Below are 18,544 nucleotides of genomic sequence, written 5' to 3'. Positions count from 1 at the left end.
TTAAAATGAATGGATGTTTAAAATTGACTGAACAATTATTAAAAAGAATTTTTAATGCAACACCAATCCGCTTGTCTGGGGGTTACACGAATGAAACCTTTCTATTAGAAGGAACTGAACCACAAATGGTAGCAAAGGTGGTAAACACTTTTAATGAAGATTTACATAATGAAATTTCCAGTTTGAAAATTTTAGATGGTTCAGGCATATCCCCAAAGATTCTTGATGTGGTTGAAACAGACGCCATTCAGATTATTCTTATGGATTACCGGGAAGGTTTTAATGGACAATCCCTGCTGGACAATAAGAAAATAGAAAGAACAAAAGAGCTATACAAATATATGGGAGACACTCTGGCGAAAGTTATTCACTCGAGGAAATACGATAATGATCCAAAAGGCGTAAGGGAATGCAATTTACAAAAACTTGATTTGAAATTGGACTTTGTTCCTGATGACCTTATTCAGCAATCTAAAGAGATTCTTTCTTCTATAGAGGACCAGAAAAGCAATTGGGTATTAACTCACGGTGATTTTGGCATTCATAATGTCCTGTTTACCGAAAACAGCAAAATAACAGTGCTGGATTGGGAGTGGGCAGAGTGGGCTAACCCCTTAACAGATATTGGCTGGGTTTGCTGGTTTACGAGGCTTCATTACCCGGAATATGCTGATGAGCTGCTCCCGCTTTTTATGGAGACCTTTAATACAATGCACTTTTCGCCGGATGAAATGAAAGCTTACTGTGTCTATAGGGTGTGGAAGGTTTTGTATAGGGTACAAAATGCACCACTTGAAGCCAAGAAGGAATGGGTCAGGCGCTTAAAATGGACGCTCGAAACTGAACTGTGGAAATAAAATATATAAATGAAAAATGATGAGTATACCTTTCGTGTTAAGTGTTGACATTCCATGTTGTTGATTGTAAGGGAATCTGCGACACCCCTGCGGAAAAGGGGGCGCGCAGGAAAGTAGGTTAGAAAGGAGTTGCCACTGCCTTTCATCCTACAAACAAGTGCTTGCGCTTTTTTATAAAATCGACAATATAAGTAAAAAGGCCTAAGAAGATTTAATGTATTAGCTTCTTTAATTTCTCTCTTTCCTGGTTAATTTCCCAGGCTGTTCTTATTTTGAATCTCCTAATTACTGATAATGGCGGACACCAGCCTTTAAGGGCATGCTGCATCATAAAAACACTGGCCACTCCAGATAAAAAAAGCCATTTTTTGCTGCCAAGAAGTCCCAACAGAGATGACCACAATGCAAGGGAAGCGAAGTTCATCTCTAAAACCCGTTCTGTATCCCATTCATGATCTAATTCATTTAGGCGGTCTTTTATTTCATGAGAAGATTTTTTTCTGTACAGGTTAATACTTTCATCAATCTCTCTCATGATTTCTTCATTGATATGTGGTGGTGTATTCATATTAACTTTTTTTGAAGTCGGCCGTAAAAAGGTAGTGTCTGAAAACATATAATCCCTCTCGCTTTCAAATTAAGGTATTATCTAGTAGTATGCCAAATAGGACTTACGCTGATTCAGAATCAGTAAACGAACAAGCTGCTATCACGAATATTTACCCTTCATTATGATTAGAAGGCTTTTTTTCATTTACTAGATTCAATACTCGGGATATAGAATCACTAATATTTTCTGCTGTTTCTGTAATGATTTCTCCCAGCTGATCCATAGTATTTTCATTGTTGTGATTGGTTGAAATTTGCTTTTTTTGGTTTTTAGCATTTTGGTTTTCCATTATATCACCCCTTAAAATTAGATGAACAATAAGGCTGAATTTATCCTACTAGGTTAATTAGATATATGGTCACGGAACAGATCAATATACAAATTGCCATGTGTTCCTATAACAGCATAGGATATATCTTCAACTTTAAGTTTTCTTTTATTTAGTTCAGTGTTTAGCCACTCTTCACTATAGCCGTGTTTTAGTAAATTGTTGCTTAAGATGCAAGCATTGTATATTAACTCAATTGCTGTGGTGGTGGGAGGAACATTAATGTGTAAGTCCTGTTTTGTGATAGCTTGATATTCTGCCTTTTTTTGTACAGATAGGGTGCCATCCACCTCCAAAATGGCAAATGCCACCTCATCTATATTGAAAATTCCTTTTTTCCGCAGGGACTGCTTGAGATCCTCAAGTGTGAAGCCGCCTGCTAGCATCGTACTCTCTAGAATATGGCCTTTTTCAATTAAAATGATTGGTTTGCCTACTATCCACTTACGGTAACGAATATTACCGACGGCCATTTTATTAAGTATTAAAATAACTGTCCCCAAAATAAAAAAAGATAAGATAAAGTAACCAAATTTTATTTTTATATTAAAAGCTAAATTCCCGGCAAGGGTCCCCATTGTTATCGAAGCAATATAAAGATGGTACGTTTTTTGGAAAATGGTCTGTTTACCAAGGATATGAACAAAAGTCCAAAGTAAAATAAATGCTATTAAGGTCCTAATGATGATTTCCGTATATTCTGGCATTGGGCGGCTCCTAAGGATAATAATGGCATATGTTATTTTGTCTTTTTTCTCCTTTCTTAATCCTTATTTCTAGTATTAGTGATTCATTTTATAAATGCGAAATATTTTGAATATTATTGACAATATAGTGTATCTAAGTTAAATTAAGTGGTAATAGAAAGACGAAAAAATACGCAGTCGGAAAAATTTCGTTATATATATCAAAGGATATGGAGGTATTTCTGAATGATTTTGCATAATTTTGAAACCGCTTCCAAAAGTGAGGTAGAACATTTTCAACTGCAGCATCTTCAGCAAACAGTTAGGAGGGTATACGAAAAGGTTCCTTTTTATAAAAAGAAGTTTGATGAACTGGGAGTAAAACCTGGTGATATTCAATCAGTCATAGACATTACAAGGCTTCCGTTTACTTTGAAAAAGGATTTAAGGGACCATTATCCATTTGGTTTATTTGCTGTTCCGCAAAACGAGTTAATCCGTATTCACGCTTCCTCCGGCACGAGCGGTAAGCCAACTGTAGTGGGATATACGAAAAATGATATTAATAATTGGGCAGAAATAGTGGCCCGTGCAATCACAATTGGCGGAGGAAAGCCAGGGGAAATCATGCACAATGCATATGGATATGGTCTGTTTACAGGCGGACTCGGCCTTCATTATGGAAGTGAGAAGCTAGGGATGGTGACGGTTCCTGTATCTGGAGGAAATACAGACAGGCAAATTACCATTATTGAAGATTTTAAGCCAACTGTTATTTGCTGTACTCCTTCCTATTTATTAAATCTAGCCGAAAGGATGGGGGAGCTGGGAAAGAATCCTAGAGAAACATCGTTAAAGTTTGGAATTCTTGGAGCAGAGCCATGGTCTGAGGAAATGCGCCAGACGATAGAAGATAGGCTAAATATAAAAGCATGTGACATTTACGGATTAAGTGAAGTTATTGGGCCCGGTGTCTCAATGGAATGCCCCGAGGCACAGGATGGATTACATATCGCTGAGGACCATTTCCTTGTTGAAGTCATTGATCCACTTACACTTCTGCCTGTTCCAGATGGCGAGGATGGGGAATTGGTATTTACAAGCTTAACGAAGGAAGCTTTTCCTGTCATCCGGTACCGGTCAGGTGATGTGGCCTCAATTAATAGAGAAAAATGCAAATGCGGGCGGACTACTATCAGAATGTCACGAGTAAAAGGCCGCATAGATGATATGCTGAACATTCGAGGGGTTAACGTATTTCCATCACAAATTGAGCATTTTCTCCTGCATGTCAAAGAACTCGAACCGCATTATCAAATCCACCTCTTTAAAAAAGGCAGCCTCCAGCACATCGAACTTCAGGCAGAAGTATGTGAATCACTTTATTATGAAGTGAATGGCGATATGCATCACACCAAAATAGACAACCTCAAAAAAGAAATCCAAAGAATTATTAAAAGTCATTGCCTCATTACAGTTGACGTAGAAATTCTGCAGCCAAAGTCTATTCCTAGATCAGAAGGGAAAGCGGTAAGGATAGTTAGTCACTCTGAAGTGAAGATGGGGGGTTAATGAATTAACGATTGAAGATTTCATAGATCATTAATACAAAATTAAATGTTAAAATCTAGCTTCCCTTTTGATGAAGGGAAGCTTTTTACTATCAAAAGAAGAACCCATAAATTTCGCTGAGATACTCAGGCTTAAAAATTGCTATCCAATTGTTTTTAGTGCTTTTAAACAGGGTAAACAGTGATGGCATCCTGTTTTTACATAAAAGAAATATAGAGGAGGAACAACTGAATGGGTGAAGAACGAAAAGTGAATAGTCAAAGTAAAAATGAGCAGCTAGAGCATTTTAGAGCGGATGACAAGGATAAGATTCTCACTACCAATCAAGGGTTAAAGGTTTCAGAAGATGAGTTTTCCTTAAAGGCTGGTGATCGGGGCCCTACATTAATGGAGGATTTCCATTTCAGGGAAAAAATGACCCACTTTGATCATGAAAGAATTCCAGAACGAATCGTCCATGCAAGAGGGTTTGCTGCTCATGGAGAGTTTGAAGTATATGAATCAATGAAAGAATATACAAAGGCGAAGTTTTTACAGGATCCAGCTGCTAAAACACCCGTATTTGTTAGGTTTTCAACTGTTGCCGGTTCACGCGGGTCTGCTGAGACAGTCCGTGATGCAAGGGGATTCGCAACCAAGTTTTATACTGAGGAAGGAAACTATGACTTGGTAGGAAATAATATTCCTGTCTTTTTTATCCAGGATGCAATTAAATTTCCTGATTTAGTGCATGCTCTTAAACCGGAGCCCCATAATGAAATGCCACAAGCAGCATCCGCCCATGATACTTTTTGGGACTTTGTTGCCAATAATCAGGAGTCTGCTCATATGGTAATGTGGGCGATGTCAGATCGGGCAATACCAAGAAGCTTCCGAATGATGGAAGGGTTTGGTGTTCATACTTTTCGTTTGGTTAATGAAGAGGGTAAGGCCCATTTTGTAAAATTGCATTGGAAGCCTGTCCTGGGGACACATTCACTGGTTTGGGATGAGGCACAAAAAATAGCTGGTAAGGATCCCGATTTCCATCGCAGGGATCTATGGGAGTCTATTGAAAAAGGCGATTATCCTGAATACGAATTAGGAGTTCAACTTCTTAGCGAAGAAGAAGAATTTAAATTTGACTTTGATATATTGGATCCTACAAAACTATGGCCTGAAGAGGATATTCCGGTTAAGATAATTGGAAAAATGACTCTTAACCGGAATGTTGATAATGTTTTTGCAGAGACAGAACAGGCGGCCTTCCATCCTGGACATGTTGTTCCGGGCATTGATTTTACAAATGACCCTCTATTACAGGGCCGTTTGTTTTCCTATACGGACACTCAGCTGATTCGTCTCGGCGGCCCTAACTTCCATGAACTGCCGATTAATAGGCCTGTATGCCCTTTCCATAACAATCAGCGTGATGGATATAGCCGACAAACTATTAATGTTGGCCGCGTTAGTTATCATAACAATTCGCTTAGCGGCAATACACCTGCTCCAGCCACTGAAGCAGAGGGTGGCTATGTCCATTTCCAAGAGAAAGTAGAAGGCAGAAAAGTTCGCAGCAGAAGTGAAAGTTTTAAAGATTTTTTCACACAGGCAACGATGTTTTGGAACAGTATGAGTGAACCAGAGAAAAAGCACATTATTGATGCTTTTAGTTTTGAGCTTGGCAAGGTAAAGAGTAAATCTGTACAGCAACAAGTGGTCGACATGTTTGCCAATGTCAGTACGGTGCTGGCCACAGGATTTGCCATGGCAATTGGTGCGAATCCGCCGGAAGCAAAGGTATCTGAAAATAGAAAGTCTTCCCCTGCTCTAAGTATGTTAAATACCAAGAAACTGCCAAATACCCGTAAAGTAGGGGTAATCCTCGCAGAAGGATTTAAGGATAACGAAGTAATGTCAATTTTAGAAGCGTTAAAAAAAGAGGGAATCCAGCCAGAAATTATTAGTGAGAATCTCGGTACTTTAAAAGGGGAGGAAGGGATGGAACTGAAAATTGATCATACCTTCCTGACATGTGACTCCGTACTCTTTGACGCTTTGTATTCGGCTGGTGGTAAAAATTTAAATGATAAATTAATGAAAGAAGCTTCCTACTTTATTACTGAAGCATTTAATCACTATAAGCCGATTGGTGCCACACATGAGGGAATAAACATCATTGCGGGACTGGAAGACAGTCCGGGTGTAATTACTGGAGAAGAGCCAAAAGAGTTTTCTTCTGCATTTATAGAAGCTATAGCTGCACATCGCCATTGGGAGAGACAGATATAGGATAGGTTATAAACAAACAGAGAGGATAATTTCTTCTCTGTTTTTTATTGGACAAATTTCTGTTTTTGAAAACTATCAACGTCAGAGAAATAAAATGTTTTTAAAGGGATAGATAGAATGTTAGTTGAATAGAATGTAAATGATTCAAAAATATTTATTCATGGGAAGTTAAAACTTAATTGAAGGAGAAGAGCATGAAATTATTGTCCTTAAGCACAAAGATTTTACTGCTTTTAAGTCTTATCTCTTTATACTTTATTAAATCAGTAACCATGAGTCCAAAGACTATTTCAGGCAACGGAAATTTGGGTATCTTATTTATCCTTCCTACCGTTATCATTATTCTGTTATTGGCTTTTAAGCTTTGGTCGGATTTAGACAATCTGGAGCTGAGTCCAAAAACCTTAAAGTATATTTCTGTGTGCTCCTTATTTCTTCTGCTCTTATTTTGTTATCTTGAATACACATATGTTTTGAATTTGATTGATCAACTAGGGGGCACACCCGCTCAGAAGACATCCAGGATATACAGATTCCCATGGCTTAATCAATATACTAATACATTATTTTTTAATTTTTATACTTTTATCATTTTGATTTCGGTTGTTGCTGGCCTTTATTCAGTATTCAAATGGGCTGGTGACAGGCATTAGCCTAGAAAGATTGGGCTTCTTGCAGGTTATGAAAGTATGGAGAAAATATAAATGTTAAAACAAATTGACTAATTCTTTATTTTGCCAAAATAAGGAATTAGCAGAAGATTTTTGACTCATTAATCTCTTCACTGAGAATATTATACTTCTGCTATTAAGGGCATAATTCTATTTGGATTATGCTTTTTTGAATATCGATTCACACTGGGGACATTTAGTTTGAGCCCTAAAAGGTTGAATTTAGAATAAAGTAGTTATAACCTTTATATAGGGCCTGGGATACAAGGTTCGAAGGGCTGCAGTTTGAAAAAGGGGTAATCAGCATGACACAAAACAATAGGCAATCAAAATCTTCGCCCTCTTTATTAAGACAGGCTTTGATGGTGAATAATAAACCATTCCCCTGGGTAAAGGCATTCTGTGCAGGATTAGCTGCATCGCTTCCCATTTTTATTGGATTATTATTGGGGAATTTTCAGTATGGACTTTTAGCAGGGCTGGGCGGTTTTACCTATCTGTATGTATTTAATATTCCTTATGCTCAAAGAGCAAAAAAATTATTCTTTGTAGTGTTGGGTATTTCTTTTGTAACGGCTTTAGGGACTTTGGCTGCTCCTTATCCATTTGCTACGGCAATTCTAATGGGAGTCATTGGTGCTGGAGCCATTTTTATTTTTGGTGCTTTAAAAATTATTGGGCCTTCTGCTATCTTTTTCGTTTTAGTTTTCGCAATGACAACCGGAATGCCGGTTCATCCAGAACTTGCTCTATTACGTTCAGGTCTTGCTTTCTTGGGAGGAGTTTTATCGTGGATTATTGCCATGTTGGGATGGTTCTCCAATCCGCATGGTCCGGAAACAGATATGGTAAAAAGAGAATTTTTTGCCCTGGCTTCGTTCGTTGATTCCGTGGGAACTGAGAAATATCATGGAGCTAGACAACGAGTAATGTCGGCCCTTAAGGAAGCAGAAGACAATCTTAATGCCGGGTATATTTCATGGAGAACAACTGACAAGTTTAAGAGGCTTTATATATTAAATGAACATGCAAATTCCATATTTATGTACATACTTGGAAATTTTCAGGGTGACCGAACCATGCTTCCACCTGAGATAGGGGAAGCACTCAGAGAAATTGCAAACAGATTGAATCAAAAAGATAGAATAGACAACGATTTAAAATTAATTCTCCAGCCTGAAAATATAAGTAGGCCAGTTGCAGGGCTATTCTCTAAAGTTTTTGAGGCTGATGCTGTTTTAAATGAACCAGTAACAAAAATAAATAAAGTTATCGGGATATCCAGGACTTCGATTAAAACAGTTTTTCTTGGTGCTATTGATAAAAACTCAATTGTTTTTATTTCTGCTTTAAGGTTTGGAATTGTCATTATTATTGCTGCTATTATTGCCTATCAGTTTGGTTTTCAGCGTTCCTATTGGGTACCGTTATCCTGTGTAGCGGTTATGTCAGGAGCAACAATAGTGGCAACCTATCACCGGGCGATTCAAAGAGGGATTGGTACAATTATCGGGATATTAATTGCCAGTTTGGTTTTAGCCACGCACCCAACCGGTTTTATTATTGCTTTATTTGTTCTTCTTTTAACATTTATAACAGAACTGTTTATTGTAAAAAATTATGGGCTTGCAGCCTTGTTCTTTACTCCGAACGCATTACTTATGGCTGAAAGTGTAAGCAAAGGAAACTTTACCTTTTCCTATTTTGCTTCAGCCAGGCTGTTGGATGTGGCTATCGGAAGCCTTATTGGTTTAATTGGAGTTTTATTAATCGGAAGACGTTCAGCCTCAAGCCGTTTGCCGCATTTATTAACGAAAACGATACGGAGTCAGGGGCAGTTCCTGTTTATTCTGTTTTCTGATCAGGGAAGAGGTTTTAATCCTGAAAAAAGCAGAGAGCGGAACAAAGTGAGAACTAATTTAACGAACTTAAAGACCCTCTATAGTACTGCAGCAGGTGAAATTCCTTTAAACAAAGATGCCGTTGAATATTACTGGCCAATTATTTTTTCGCTGGAACAATTAGGATACCTGCTTGAAAAGAGTGCCCATATGGAGAATCGGCCGCTTCTTAGCGATCAGTCACTTGCACAATTAATATTCATTTTTGAAAAAATGGCAAACGCAGTAAATCGAGAACTATCGCCACCGCTAAGTAATATTCCTGAAATCGAAGGATTTCCGGCAATTCAAAATGAGATAAAATCACTTATGCTTGCAATGCAACTAAAGGAGAAATAAATAAAAAGTAAATCGAGAGGAGGGTAAGCTGACTCTCGCTTTTTTATGAAGAATAACGCTATGAAAATTGCGGGGCTCCCTTGGACTCCTTTTCCAGAGGGACATTGAATAGCACCCTTGAATAGAAGACACACGAAGCAAATGCGAAAGCATAATTGAGGATTTCCGAGGAGGGCATTAAAAGACACCAATACAAAAAAATTTGCGCAAAAGGCTAGTTTCTCTATTGGAAACTAGCCTTTTGTAGCTAATAAAGTCTCGTAGCGAAAAGAAACTATTCTGTTTTCTTATTCGATTCCTTTATGACTTCTGCATAAAATTTAATTGCTTTGATGTAGTTTTTGACGCTGACACGTTCGTTGGTCCCATGCATTCTGTTTAAATCCTCTGAAGTAATTTGAACAGGTAAGAACCTGTAAGTATTTTTCGAGATAGGGTCATATTGTCTTGCATCAGAGCCTGCAAACATTAAGTAAGGAGCAACGACTGCATGATTATAAACATTCCGTGCCGCCTGCTGTACGGTTTTAAATTGCCAGCTGTCCACAGTGGATACCTTCGAAGCCTCTGTTCCTTCCACAGTTACTTTAATATCTTTATCATCTATTGTATCTTCAATAAACTTTTTTACATTTGATAATGAATCACCAGGCATTAGCCGAAGGTTAATAATGGCGGATGCTTGTTCTGGTAAGGCATTATATTGCTCCCCTGCCTGGAAAATGGTAGGCGCAATCGTTGTTCTGATTAAGGCCGCTGATGCAGGCTGCTGCAGTAATATCTTTTCAATGAGAGGCTTAAAAACCATTTTATTGGCGAACACATACTTCATTCCAAAGTTCATCTCTGGAGCGACAAATTCAAATAAATCATTTCCAGGGCCTTTAAGCTCTCCTTTAAACTGTGTATCTTCTAATTTGGCAATCGCGCTTGCTATTCGCCCAATATTGGTGTGGTCTTTTGGTTGGGAAGAGTGACCGCCGCTGCCCTCAATTGATAATTTCGCAGTCGCAGATCCTTTTTCGGACACACCGATAACACCCACTGGGGCTTTAACACCTGGAACCATGTTTTCGACAATCGCTCCGCCTTCATCTAAAACAAACTCAAACTTAATTCCTCTTTCTTTAAGTGTATTTACTATCATGCTTGCCCCTTCGTCTCCGCCAATTTCTTCGTCAAAGCCGAACATCAAATATATATCACGATCCGGTTTAAATTCTTTGTCTAGTAAATATTCCACTGCTTGTAAAATTCCGATAACGCCAATCTTATCATCCAAAGATCCGCGGCCCCAGATTATCCCGTTCAGAACAGCCCCGCTGAAGGGAGGCTGTTTCCAATTTGCTTCCGTTCCTTTTAAAACTGGAACCACATCATAATGACTGGTCAATCCAATTGGATGTTTACTGGAATCAGTGCCTTTCCATTTATACACAAGACCGTAATGGTTCACTTTCTCAAATTCAAGCTGCCTATAAATTTTTGGAAAGCTAACCTGTAAAAAATTTATAAACTTATCAAATTCAGAGAAATCAATTTTACTGCGGTCCTCATAGGAGATTGTTTTATATGTAATGGCTTTAGATAGATGATCTACCGCTTGTTTTTCGTTGATGGAGACTTTAGCAGTGTGCGGGGTGGGCTGTTTCGATTTGACAGTTAAAGTGTTTATTACTGTCACAATTATAAATAGACCAACCAATACAGCGGTTAATAATAGAATAGACTTCCATTTTTTCATTGACATTCCCCCTAATTTTTTACCTTCTTTTTTTATTAATATAGGATGGATCATTTTTTTAGAATACAGAGGTACATTTCAAAAAAGGAAATTTTTACATTTAGTACTATTATTATACTAAAAATTCAGATAAAATAATCTAAAAATAGGTAGAAAGCAGGGTTTTAGTCAATGTTGTATAACTTAGTTTTATTTCTTCATATTTTAGGGGTAGTGATCATGTTTGTTGCAGTTGGTATCACTCTTACTGCAATGATGGGAATGTTACATGCCAAGAAGGTGGATGACTTGAAAGTTTGGTCTTCATTAGCTGTAAAGGTTGATGGTTTACTTCCATTAAGTGTAATCTTTATTTTGGTGCCTGGCTTATATTTGGTTTTCTCCACTTGGGGATGGAAAATTGCTTGGGTGAACATATCTCTTGCAGCATTGATTGTTATGACAATTATGGGACCAGCAATCAACTTACGCAAATTAAAAGGAATTTTAAATGCTGTTAAATCTGAAACTGAGAGTACTCCTTCAGCTGGTTTACAAGAAAAGGTTAGGAACAGGGTACTATGGAACTCAGTTATAATTATGACAATGTTAACAATCGCTATATTATTTTTAATGGTAGTAAAACCGGCTCTTGTCTGGGCTTTCCTTACAATTGCAGCCGCGATCTTGTTGGGAGTAATCACTGCCGGACTGATTTTAAGAAGCTCAGTCAATACATCAATATCAAAAGAAAGCAATTCCTCTGTCAATATTTAAAAAAATAAAATAAGATCGGATAAGGTTATCTCAAAATTGGGATAACCTTTTTAGTCCTAAGAATACAAGTAAAGAGTTTCAAAGGCTTAAACAAATGATAGAGTATTTTCTCATCAAATCTTAATAATTTCAAACATTACATTTTGTTTACTTTTATAAAAGAGTGGAATAAAAAAAATTAAGCCGAGAAATTTCCCAATAATTTTATAAGAAAGCAGGTGGAGAGGATTGAAATCAGAAAGTAATTGGGGTGTTATTGCTGGATTTTCTGCTCTTATTATCGTTTCCGTTCTATTTTATTTCTTTTTAACAACAGTGGATAATAATGAAAAAGCGGATAATAAGTCAAAAGAGGGCCATAAAATAACTGCTTCCAAAGAGAAAGACAATCCCAAAAAGAATACTGCAGTGACCGCTCCAAAATTTACAGCTAAACAATTGAAAGCGGTACCAAAGAAAAACTGGATAGCAAATGGGGGGAATATATCCAACCAGCGTTACTCTTCATTAAATGAAATTAATACTTCTAATATTAAAAACCTAAAAGGAAAATGGGTCACTCACCTAAACTCGGGACTTGAGTTTAAGTATTCGGGTGAGGCTACACCGGTTGTTTATAAAGGTGTTATGTATGTAATTACCGGGGCTGACCAGGTTTCTGCCATTGATGTCAAAAATGGCGATAAGTTATGGACTTATAAACCAGATATCGGAGATCTTGATACTGTTTGCTGCGGCTGGACAAGCCGTGGGGTAGCAATTGGTGATGGTAAGGTTTTTGTCGGTCTCCTGGACGCAAGACTTGTGGCTCTTGATCAGAAGACAGGTAAAGAGGTTTGGTCAACAAAAGTTGATGATGCGAAAAAAGGTTATACTATCACAAATGCTCCTCTATATTATAAAGGAAAGGTATACACCGGGGTTGCAGGCGGTGAATATGGTATCCGGGGCAGGCTTACGGCCTTTAATGCCAAAAATGGTAAGGAGCTTTGGCGATTCTATACCATTCCCGGACCTGGCGAAAAAGGGCATGAAACATGGCCAAGTGACAATGATTCTTGGAAACATGGAGGAGCTCCGGTTTGGCAAACGCCAGCGGTTGACCCTGATTTAGGATTGCTTAATTTTTCAACAGGAAATGCCGCACCGGATTTAGATGGAAGTAAGCGAAAAGGGGATAACCTTTTTTCTTCTTCTATTGTCGCCATTGATGCGGAGACTGGTAATTATAAATGGCATTTCCAAGAGGTTCATCATGATCTTTGGGACCTGGATGCCCCTAACCCAGTTATCCTATTTGATGTAAAAAAAGATGGAAAGACCAGAAAGGCGCTTGGCCAGGCAGGTAAAACTGGATGGGTATACATTCTTGACAGGACAAATGGTAAGCCATTGGTAGGAATTGATGAAAAACCCGTACCGCAGGAACCAAGGCAAAATACTTCGCCGACACAGCCTATTCCTAAGGGCGATGCGTTTGTACCACAGGAAGTAACAGAAGGACAGATCAAAAAAGAGGTAAAAGGCTATAACGGTAATTTTGGCAAAATATTTACTCCTTATTGGGAAAAAGCGCTTCTTGTAAAGCCATCAACATTTGGAGGAGCAAACTGGCCGCCATCAGCATTTAGTCCTGAAACCGGATATTTCTACGTTTTAGGTTCTGATCAGTATTCTACTTTTACTAGAAGTCTAGAAGAATACAAACCGGGAGACACTTATTGGGGAAGTATCATCCAGCCGATACAGGATGCACCTTTAAAAGGTACAGTGACAGCTATTGATGTTAAGACTAACAAAATTGCCTGGCAGAATAAATGGAATGCGACCGCATACAGCGGCCTTTTAACAACTAAAGGCGGTCTGGTATTCGTGGGTCATAATGATGGAAGATTAATTGCTTACAATGCGAAAACAGGAAAACAGGTATGGGAATTTAAAGCGGACGCTGGCGTAAATGCACCTCCAGTTGCATATGAAGTTGGTGGAAAAGAATATATTTCTGTTCTTGTAGCGGGAAATTCCCTGGCTGGTTCTAAGCATGGAGACTCCTTATGGACCTTCTCCCTTGACGGAAAAATCAAATCAGGGACTATTACAAATAATAAGGCCAAGAAGAATGATAATAAGGATAAAGGTAAAGACACTTCAACTGCAAAGGGAAATCCTGATGATGGTGAAAAGGTATTTAAAGGAAACTGCCTGGCATGTCACGGGGAACAAGGTGCAGGGGGACATAACGGACCTAACCTTCAACAAAGTGATATAGCTAAGGATCCGCAAAAAGTAATGGAAAGGGTTAAAAAAGGCGGAACAGTGATGCCTGCCTTTGGTGACCTTTTAACAGACCAGCAAATTAAAGATGTAACATCATATATTACTGAGGTTGTATCGAAAAAACAAAATAAATAAACTTAACGGACCAGTATATTACTGGTCCGTTTTTACATAAAAGGTCCATGATAATATATCTATTTCGGATAGTTGGTTATAGTATAATAAAATTTAAAATATCGAATTTTAAAGGAGATTACTATGTTTCAGAGCCGGCCCTATCCCGAATTTTCCTGGTCACTTACAAGGCATAAAACATTAATGGTTTGTTCGCGCAAGTACGGCTTAAATTATTACACTTCTCATAAAGGCTGGTTCCAGGATTCACCTGAAAGGGCAAAACAAGCTTACCGTTAAAAAAATATTACTAATCTTCCAATCTTGTTTGGGGAAGTTGTCCACGAAATGATTGATGCTGTTGTAAAGAACTTTTTAACCATAGATCAAGTACCAAGTGAAGAACAGCTTGTAAAGTATGTAGGGAATAAATTAAATAATGCTTTTATAGATTCTCTTAAAAATCACTAACAGTGGTACTCCAGGCCAAAGTATTTTAAAATGCTACATGAAATTTATTATTATGGCGGTTTGAATGAAGAACAAATTAAGGATATACAGGACAAGTTAGAGGTTTGTATAAAAAACTTTCTTAAAAGTAAGAGTTTCATGGAAATCCAATATAAAAGGGAAATGGAATTTGTTGAAGCGGAGCAGTTTCGCACGATGAGGTCAATGGGGTGAAGGTGTTTATTGTAATCGAATTCCTTTACAGGGATATTATTTCTGAGAAGTGGGTCATTGTGGACTGGAAAACGGGCAAGGAATCAGCAGAGGACCGTAATCAGCTTGCCCTTTACGCATTGTATTTGAAAAAGAAGTTTAAAGCGCCTCTTGAAAAAATTGAAATTCGAAACGAATCTCTCTTGACCAGCAAATGCCGGACTTATTCGCTTACAGACTTTGATTTGGATACAGTTAATGAACGAGTCCAGCTAAGTTGTCTGGAAATGGGCAAGTACCTTATAGATGAAGAAGAGAATATCCCGGTGGGTATTGAATATTTCCCACGGACCAGTTATGAAAAGAAATGCATCAAAAGTAATTTTCTTGAAATGTGCAATTCCTAAAAACAACCTTTCTAATCATGGGGAAGGTTATTTTTAGACAATCGGAATTTTTATCCATAATTATGAACACACGACGGCCAGGCAAGAAAGGCTTCGTCAGCTATATCATCGTACGGAGGAAAAGTACCTGCTTTACCGAGGAAGGTCTTTCCCATATGTAATCTTGACTTATTAGTTTTGTTCAAATGAAAGATATTTTTTTAAAGTTTCCTGAAGTGTACCTTTGGTTTCTGCTTTATTATCAAAGCGGATTCCCGCATGAATCATTTTTCTGACAAGCTCTGGGCGGAGGCCGGTAAGGACAGCTTTGCATCCCATCATAGAAACTCCTGTTAATACTCTTTGAAAATGATCGATAACATCCATATCCATTGTTGCAATACCGGAAAGATCCATAACAAGTGTCTGGACTCTTAAAGTGGCGATATCGAACAAAACTTTTTCCTCAATGGTCTGAATTCGATAGGAATCGATTGTACCAATCAGCGGCAAGACAGATACGGAAGGGCTAACCGGAATAATTGGAACCGACAAATGCTCAACTAATTTTCTTTGGTTGTTTAGCATCTCATCCTTATAGGTAGAGTAACTTAGGAAAAAGGTATTGAGGAATTTATCCACCCGGTCATTAATCATTTTTTCAAGGTCGTAATACTCTTCGCGTTTCGTCATAAGATTCTTTGGTTGGTCAAGCTGATAAAGGAAATGCCACAATGTACGTCTGATTGCCTGCACCCATTCTAATTTGAATGAAAGTGTTAATGAATGCTCTGCCCAGGCAATGCCTTCTTGGTTAGCAAACTCGGTCAATTCCTCATCATGTTGTTCCACTACATAAAGGATCAATTTTTTGGCATTTTTTAAGAGGTCTATATTGCCCTTTTTTAAAATATCATTAATATTTGAAGCAACATTAACTGCTTCAGAAAGCAATTTATTTTCAAATCTATCCCTGTTTGTCTTGATAAATTTCTTCATTTCTTGACTTAGGATATAGGTCGTTTCCATTTTCAAACACTCTCCAATAGGTTAGTTTCTCTGAAGGATTTACTGCTTTATTATTAATTTACACTATGAGCATGGTGAAATCCTTCCTGTTTTAACATTTATTTTTTTAAAATTGATAAAAGCCCCATATATCAAAATTTGTTTTAAGACTAATTTATTAGAAGGCTTTGTTGATCTTGCCTGTTGATTTTTGCTCCGGCGACCACTTTTTTCTCGCAGGACATTGAATAGCACCCTTGAAATCGCCCACGCACGAAGGAAATGCAATAGCACAAGGAAAGCATCCAGGAATTTACATCGAGCGAAATTTTTCGAAAGCATAATTGAGGATTTCCGAGGAGTCACGCGCCTTTTGCTTCAATCAAATTAAGGAAAAATCAACAATGAGCTTTATCAGAGCCTTTTAGAAAAAAACTTCTGATAACAAATTTAATTGAACTGGGCTTAATTAATATCTCCTTCATCAAATTTTAATGAAAATATCCCTTATATTCGTTATAATGGTGATACCTTTATGAAATATCTCAACAGGAGATGAAGTTATGTTATCTAATATTGGAATGCCAGGGGTCATTTTAATCCTTGTTGTCGCACTCATTGTGTTCGGCCCAAATAAGCTGCCTGAAATTGGACGTGCAGTTGGTAAATCCTTAAGAGAATTTAAAAAAGCTACTGAGGATATTACAGAAGATATAAGAAAAGAAATATCCGAAGAGGTTAAAGAAATTAAGCAAGAAAAAGTCGATTTAAAAAAATAATTTTCTCCAAGAAGGCAGTCTTTCCTTTTTGAGAAACTAGGACTTGGCGAATGCCAAGTTTTTCTAATAAGGACCGTTCGGAATAAAAAGGAGAATTCGCGCTGGTAAACTTGATTTTACGTTTTACAATCAAGGAGTGAAGCCGAGAAAATACTCTTTCCGATAAAAATAAAGCAGGAGCCAGATGAGCCCCTGCTTTTGCTTTTTATTTAGGATTGTTTGTCCATAAACCAGCTGTTTTAAGAACAACTCTTGGATTCAGTTTTAATCCGGCTACAATCAATTCAGCAAGATCTTCAGGCTGCATGACGTTTTCCGGATTACCTGAAATAAGGTTTGTTTCGATTGCTAAATCGGTAGCAACAGTGCTAGGGGTTAAAGCTGTTACCCTGATATTATGCTTTCTGACTTCCATCATGAGGGATTCCGTCAGGCCTAGTACCGCGAATTTGGATGCGCTATAGGCACTTGTTACTGGTGCTCCCTTTTGTCCAGCAGTGGAAGAGACATTCATGATATCCCCAGACTGTCTCTCAATCATGTCTGGAAGGACTGCTCTTGTTACATTGTAAACACCCATTAAATTAACACGGATGATTTTTTCCCATTCTTCAGGGGAAAGGTCAAGGAAGCCTCCAAATTTTGCTGTTCCTGCATTGTTAACAAGAATATCAATCGAACCGAGATCAGACTTAATATGTTCAACTGCGTGGGTTACTGCATCAAGATCAGACACATCAGCTGTAGCAGCTGATACGGTTACATCATACTGTTCAAGCTCTGCAGCAACTTTTTCTAGATTAGACATGGTTAAACCGACCAGTCCCACATTTACGCCTTCTTTTGCTAAAGCGATCGCAGTCGCACGTCCAATGCCCCGGCCAGCTCCGGTAATCAATGCGTTTTTTCCTTTTAATGAAATCATTGCTGTCACTCCTTTTTAATAAAAGATAAATAATATCAAACCCAGGTTTTAAACGCCAACAGAAAGACTGCAAATAATTGCAGCCTTTCCATCAGAACCTACTCCAAATTAGCATGCCGTCCATACATTTTTCCTGTATTCAGGCCTTTTTTTTCCATAAACCTAAGTATTATGGCATCATAGAAAAGCAACAGGGTTTGTTCAAACAGAGATCCCATTGGCTGAATGGTTTTATAATCTCCTTCGGTTTGGTCTTTAGGAGATCCAGGCAACTTAATTGTAAAATCCGCCAGTTTTCCTATAGTGGAATCAGGGAATATGGTCACTGCGGTAATTTTGCCACTAATACTTTTTGCTTTTTCAGCCATTGAAACCAGGCTTTTGGTTTCTCCGGAGCCCGACCCTATTATTAGGATGTCATCTGGCTCAAAGTTTGGAGTTACAGTTTCACCAATTACATAAGCATCTATTCCCATATGCATCATTCGCATGGCAAAGGACCTTGCCATAAATCCAGACCTGCCTGCTCCAGCCACAAAAACCTTTTTCGCTTCCAATATTCCATTAACCAGTTTTTCTGCTTCTTCGTCTGAAATTAACTCAACACTTCGCTTAAGCTCTTCTATAATCTCAGATAAATATTGCACAGTCCTCATT

General features: G+C 38.0%; 17 protein-coding genes. 10 read left to right on the top strand and 7 right to left on the bottom strand.

Annotated features, from left to right (window positions below):
* Window positions 1–23 precede the first annotated feature (23 nt).
* Window positions 24–857, top strand: coding sequence for an aminoglycoside phosphotransferase family protein (locus G8761_RS16220; protein ID WP_166028517.1), 834 nt, complete (start codon window positions 24–26; stop codon window positions 855–857).
* A 211-nt stretch (window positions 858–1,068) separates the two neighbouring features.
* Here G8761_RS16220 and G8761_RS16215 read toward each other — a convergent pair whose 3' ends face one another.
* From G8761_RS16215 to G8761_RS16205, 3 genes are all read right to left on the bottom strand, one after another.
* Window positions 1,069–1,473, bottom strand: coding sequence for a DUF2892 domain-containing protein (locus G8761_RS16215; protein ID WP_166028515.1), 405 nt, complete (start codon window positions 1,471–1,473; stop codon window positions 1,069–1,071).
* 103 nt (window positions 1,474–1,576) lie between these two features.
* On the bottom strand, window positions 1,577–1,756 hold the full coding sequence (locus tag G8761_RS16210) for a hypothetical protein (RefSeq protein ID WP_166028513.1): 180 nt from the start codon (window positions 1,754–1,756) through the stop codon (window positions 1,577–1,579).
* A 53-nt stretch (window positions 1,757–1,809) separates the two neighbouring features.
* Window positions 1,810–2,502 (bottom strand): DUF421 domain-containing protein, encoded by a 693-nt coding sequence (locus tag G8761_RS16205; RefSeq protein ID WP_166028511.1) that lies wholly within the window; start codon window positions 2,500–2,502, stop codon window positions 1,810–1,812.
* Window positions 2,503–2,727: 225 nt separating this feature from the next.
* Between G8761_RS16205 and G8761_RS16200 the strand changes: the two genes are divergently transcribed.
* The 4 genes from G8761_RS16200 to G8761_RS16185 all read left to right on the top strand — a co-directional run bounded on the left by G8761_RS16200 (window position 2,728) and on the right by G8761_RS16185 (window position 9,235).
* Entirely contained in the window at window positions 2,728–4,053 is a 1,326-nt protein-coding gene (locus G8761_RS16200; RefSeq protein WP_166028509.1) for a phenylacetate--CoA ligase family protein, read from the top strand.
* A gap of 231 nt (window positions 4,054–4,284) precedes the next feature.
* Window positions 4,285–6,324 carry a catalase gene (locus G8761_RS16195; RefSeq protein ID WP_166028507.1) on the top strand — a complete coding sequence of 680 codons (2,040 nt, stop codon included), beginning with the start codon at window positions 4,285–4,287 and terminating at the stop codon, window positions 6,322–6,324.
* A 194-nt stretch (window positions 6,325–6,518) separates the two neighbouring features.
* Window positions 6,519–6,977, top strand: coding sequence for a hypothetical protein (locus G8761_RS16190; RefSeq protein WP_166028505.1), 459 nt, complete (start codon window positions 6,519–6,521; stop codon window positions 6,975–6,977).
* Window positions 6,978–7,300: 323 nt separating this feature from the next.
* Window positions 7,301–9,235 carry an FUSC family protein gene (locus tag G8761_RS16185; RefSeq protein ID WP_166028503.1) on the top strand — a complete coding sequence of 645 codons (1,935 nt, stop codon included), beginning with the start codon at window positions 7,301–7,303 and terminating at the stop codon, window positions 9,233–9,235.
* Between the two features lie 274 nt (window positions 9,236–9,509).
* Here G8761_RS16185 and G8761_RS16180 read toward each other — a convergent pair whose 3' ends face one another.
* Window positions 9,510–10,979 carry a M20 family peptidase gene (locus G8761_RS16180; RefSeq protein WP_166028501.1) on the bottom strand — a complete coding sequence of 490 codons (1,470 nt, stop codon included), beginning with the start codon at window positions 10,977–10,979 and terminating at the stop codon, window positions 9,510–9,512.
* 219 nt (window positions 10,980–11,198) lie between these two features.
* Here G8761_RS16180 and G8761_RS16175 point away from each other — a divergent pair, with 219 nt between their 5' ends.
* From G8761_RS16175 to G8761_RS16165, 4 genes are all read left to right on the top strand, one after another.
* Complete coding sequence (locus G8761_RS16175; protein WP_166028499.1) at window positions 11,199–11,735, top strand: hypothetical protein; 537 nt, start codon at window positions 11,199–11,201, stop codon at window positions 11,733–11,735.
* A gap of 228 nt (window positions 11,736–11,963) precedes the next feature.
* Window positions 11,964–14,147 carry an outer membrane protein assembly factor BamB family protein gene (locus G8761_RS16170; protein WP_166028497.1) on the top strand — a complete coding sequence of 728 codons (2,184 nt, stop codon included), beginning with the start codon at window positions 11,964–11,966 and terminating at the stop codon, window positions 14,145–14,147.
* Window positions 14,148–14,474: 327 nt separating this feature from the next.
* The gene (locus G8761_RS27660) at window positions 14,475–14,597 is read left to right on the top strand and encodes a hypothetical protein (RefSeq protein ID WP_275940709.1); all 123 of its coding nucleotides are present in this window, start codon (window positions 14,475–14,477) and stop codon (window positions 14,595–14,597) included.
* A gap of 209 nt (window positions 14,598–14,806) precedes the next feature.
* Window positions 14,807–15,196: a PD-(D/E)XK nuclease family protein gene (locus G8761_RS16165; protein ID WP_166028495.1), complete on the top strand. Its 390-nt coding sequence runs from the start codon at window positions 14,807–14,809 to the stop codon at window positions 15,194–15,196.
* 171 nt (window positions 15,197–15,367) lie between these two features.
* Here the strand turns inward: G8761_RS16165 and G8761_RS16160 are convergent, their stop codons facing one another.
* Window positions 15,368–16,204, bottom strand: coding sequence for an STAS domain-containing protein (locus G8761_RS16160; RefSeq protein WP_166028493.1), 837 nt, complete (start codon window positions 16,202–16,204; stop codon window positions 15,368–15,370).
* 542 nt (window positions 16,205–16,746) lie between these two features.
* On the opposite strand from G8761_RS16160, the gene G8761_RS16155 reads away from it, so the two are divergent.
* Window positions 16,747–16,962, top strand: coding sequence for a twin-arginine translocase TatA/TatE family subunit (locus G8761_RS16155; RefSeq protein WP_166028491.1), 216 nt, complete (start codon window positions 16,747–16,749; stop codon window positions 16,960–16,962).
* A 205-nt stretch (window positions 16,963–17,167) separates the two neighbouring features.
* Here the strand turns inward: G8761_RS16155 and G8761_RS16150 are convergent, their stop codons facing one another.
* Together G8761_RS16150 and hxlB are read right to left on the bottom strand one after the other, a co-directional pair.
* Complete coding sequence (locus G8761_RS16150) at window positions 17,168–17,887, bottom strand: 3-ketoacyl-ACP reductase (protein WP_166028489.1); 720 nt, start codon at window positions 17,885–17,887, stop codon at window positions 17,168–17,170.
* Between the two features lie 98 nt (window positions 17,888–17,985).
* On the bottom strand, window positions 17,986–18,543 hold the full coding sequence (gene hxlB, locus G8761_RS16145) for a 6-phospho-3-hexuloisomerase (protein ID WP_166028487.1): 558 nt from the start codon (window positions 18,541–18,543) through the stop codon (window positions 17,986–17,988).
* Window position 18,544 lies beyond the last annotated feature (1 nt).

This window comes from Neobacillus terrae (assembly GCF_011393025.1).
Classification (GTDB): Bacteria; Bacillota; Bacilli; order Bacillales; family Cytobacillaceae; genus Neobacillus_A; species Neobacillus_A terrae.
This window is presented reverse-complemented; position numbering and strand designations above follow the sequence as displayed.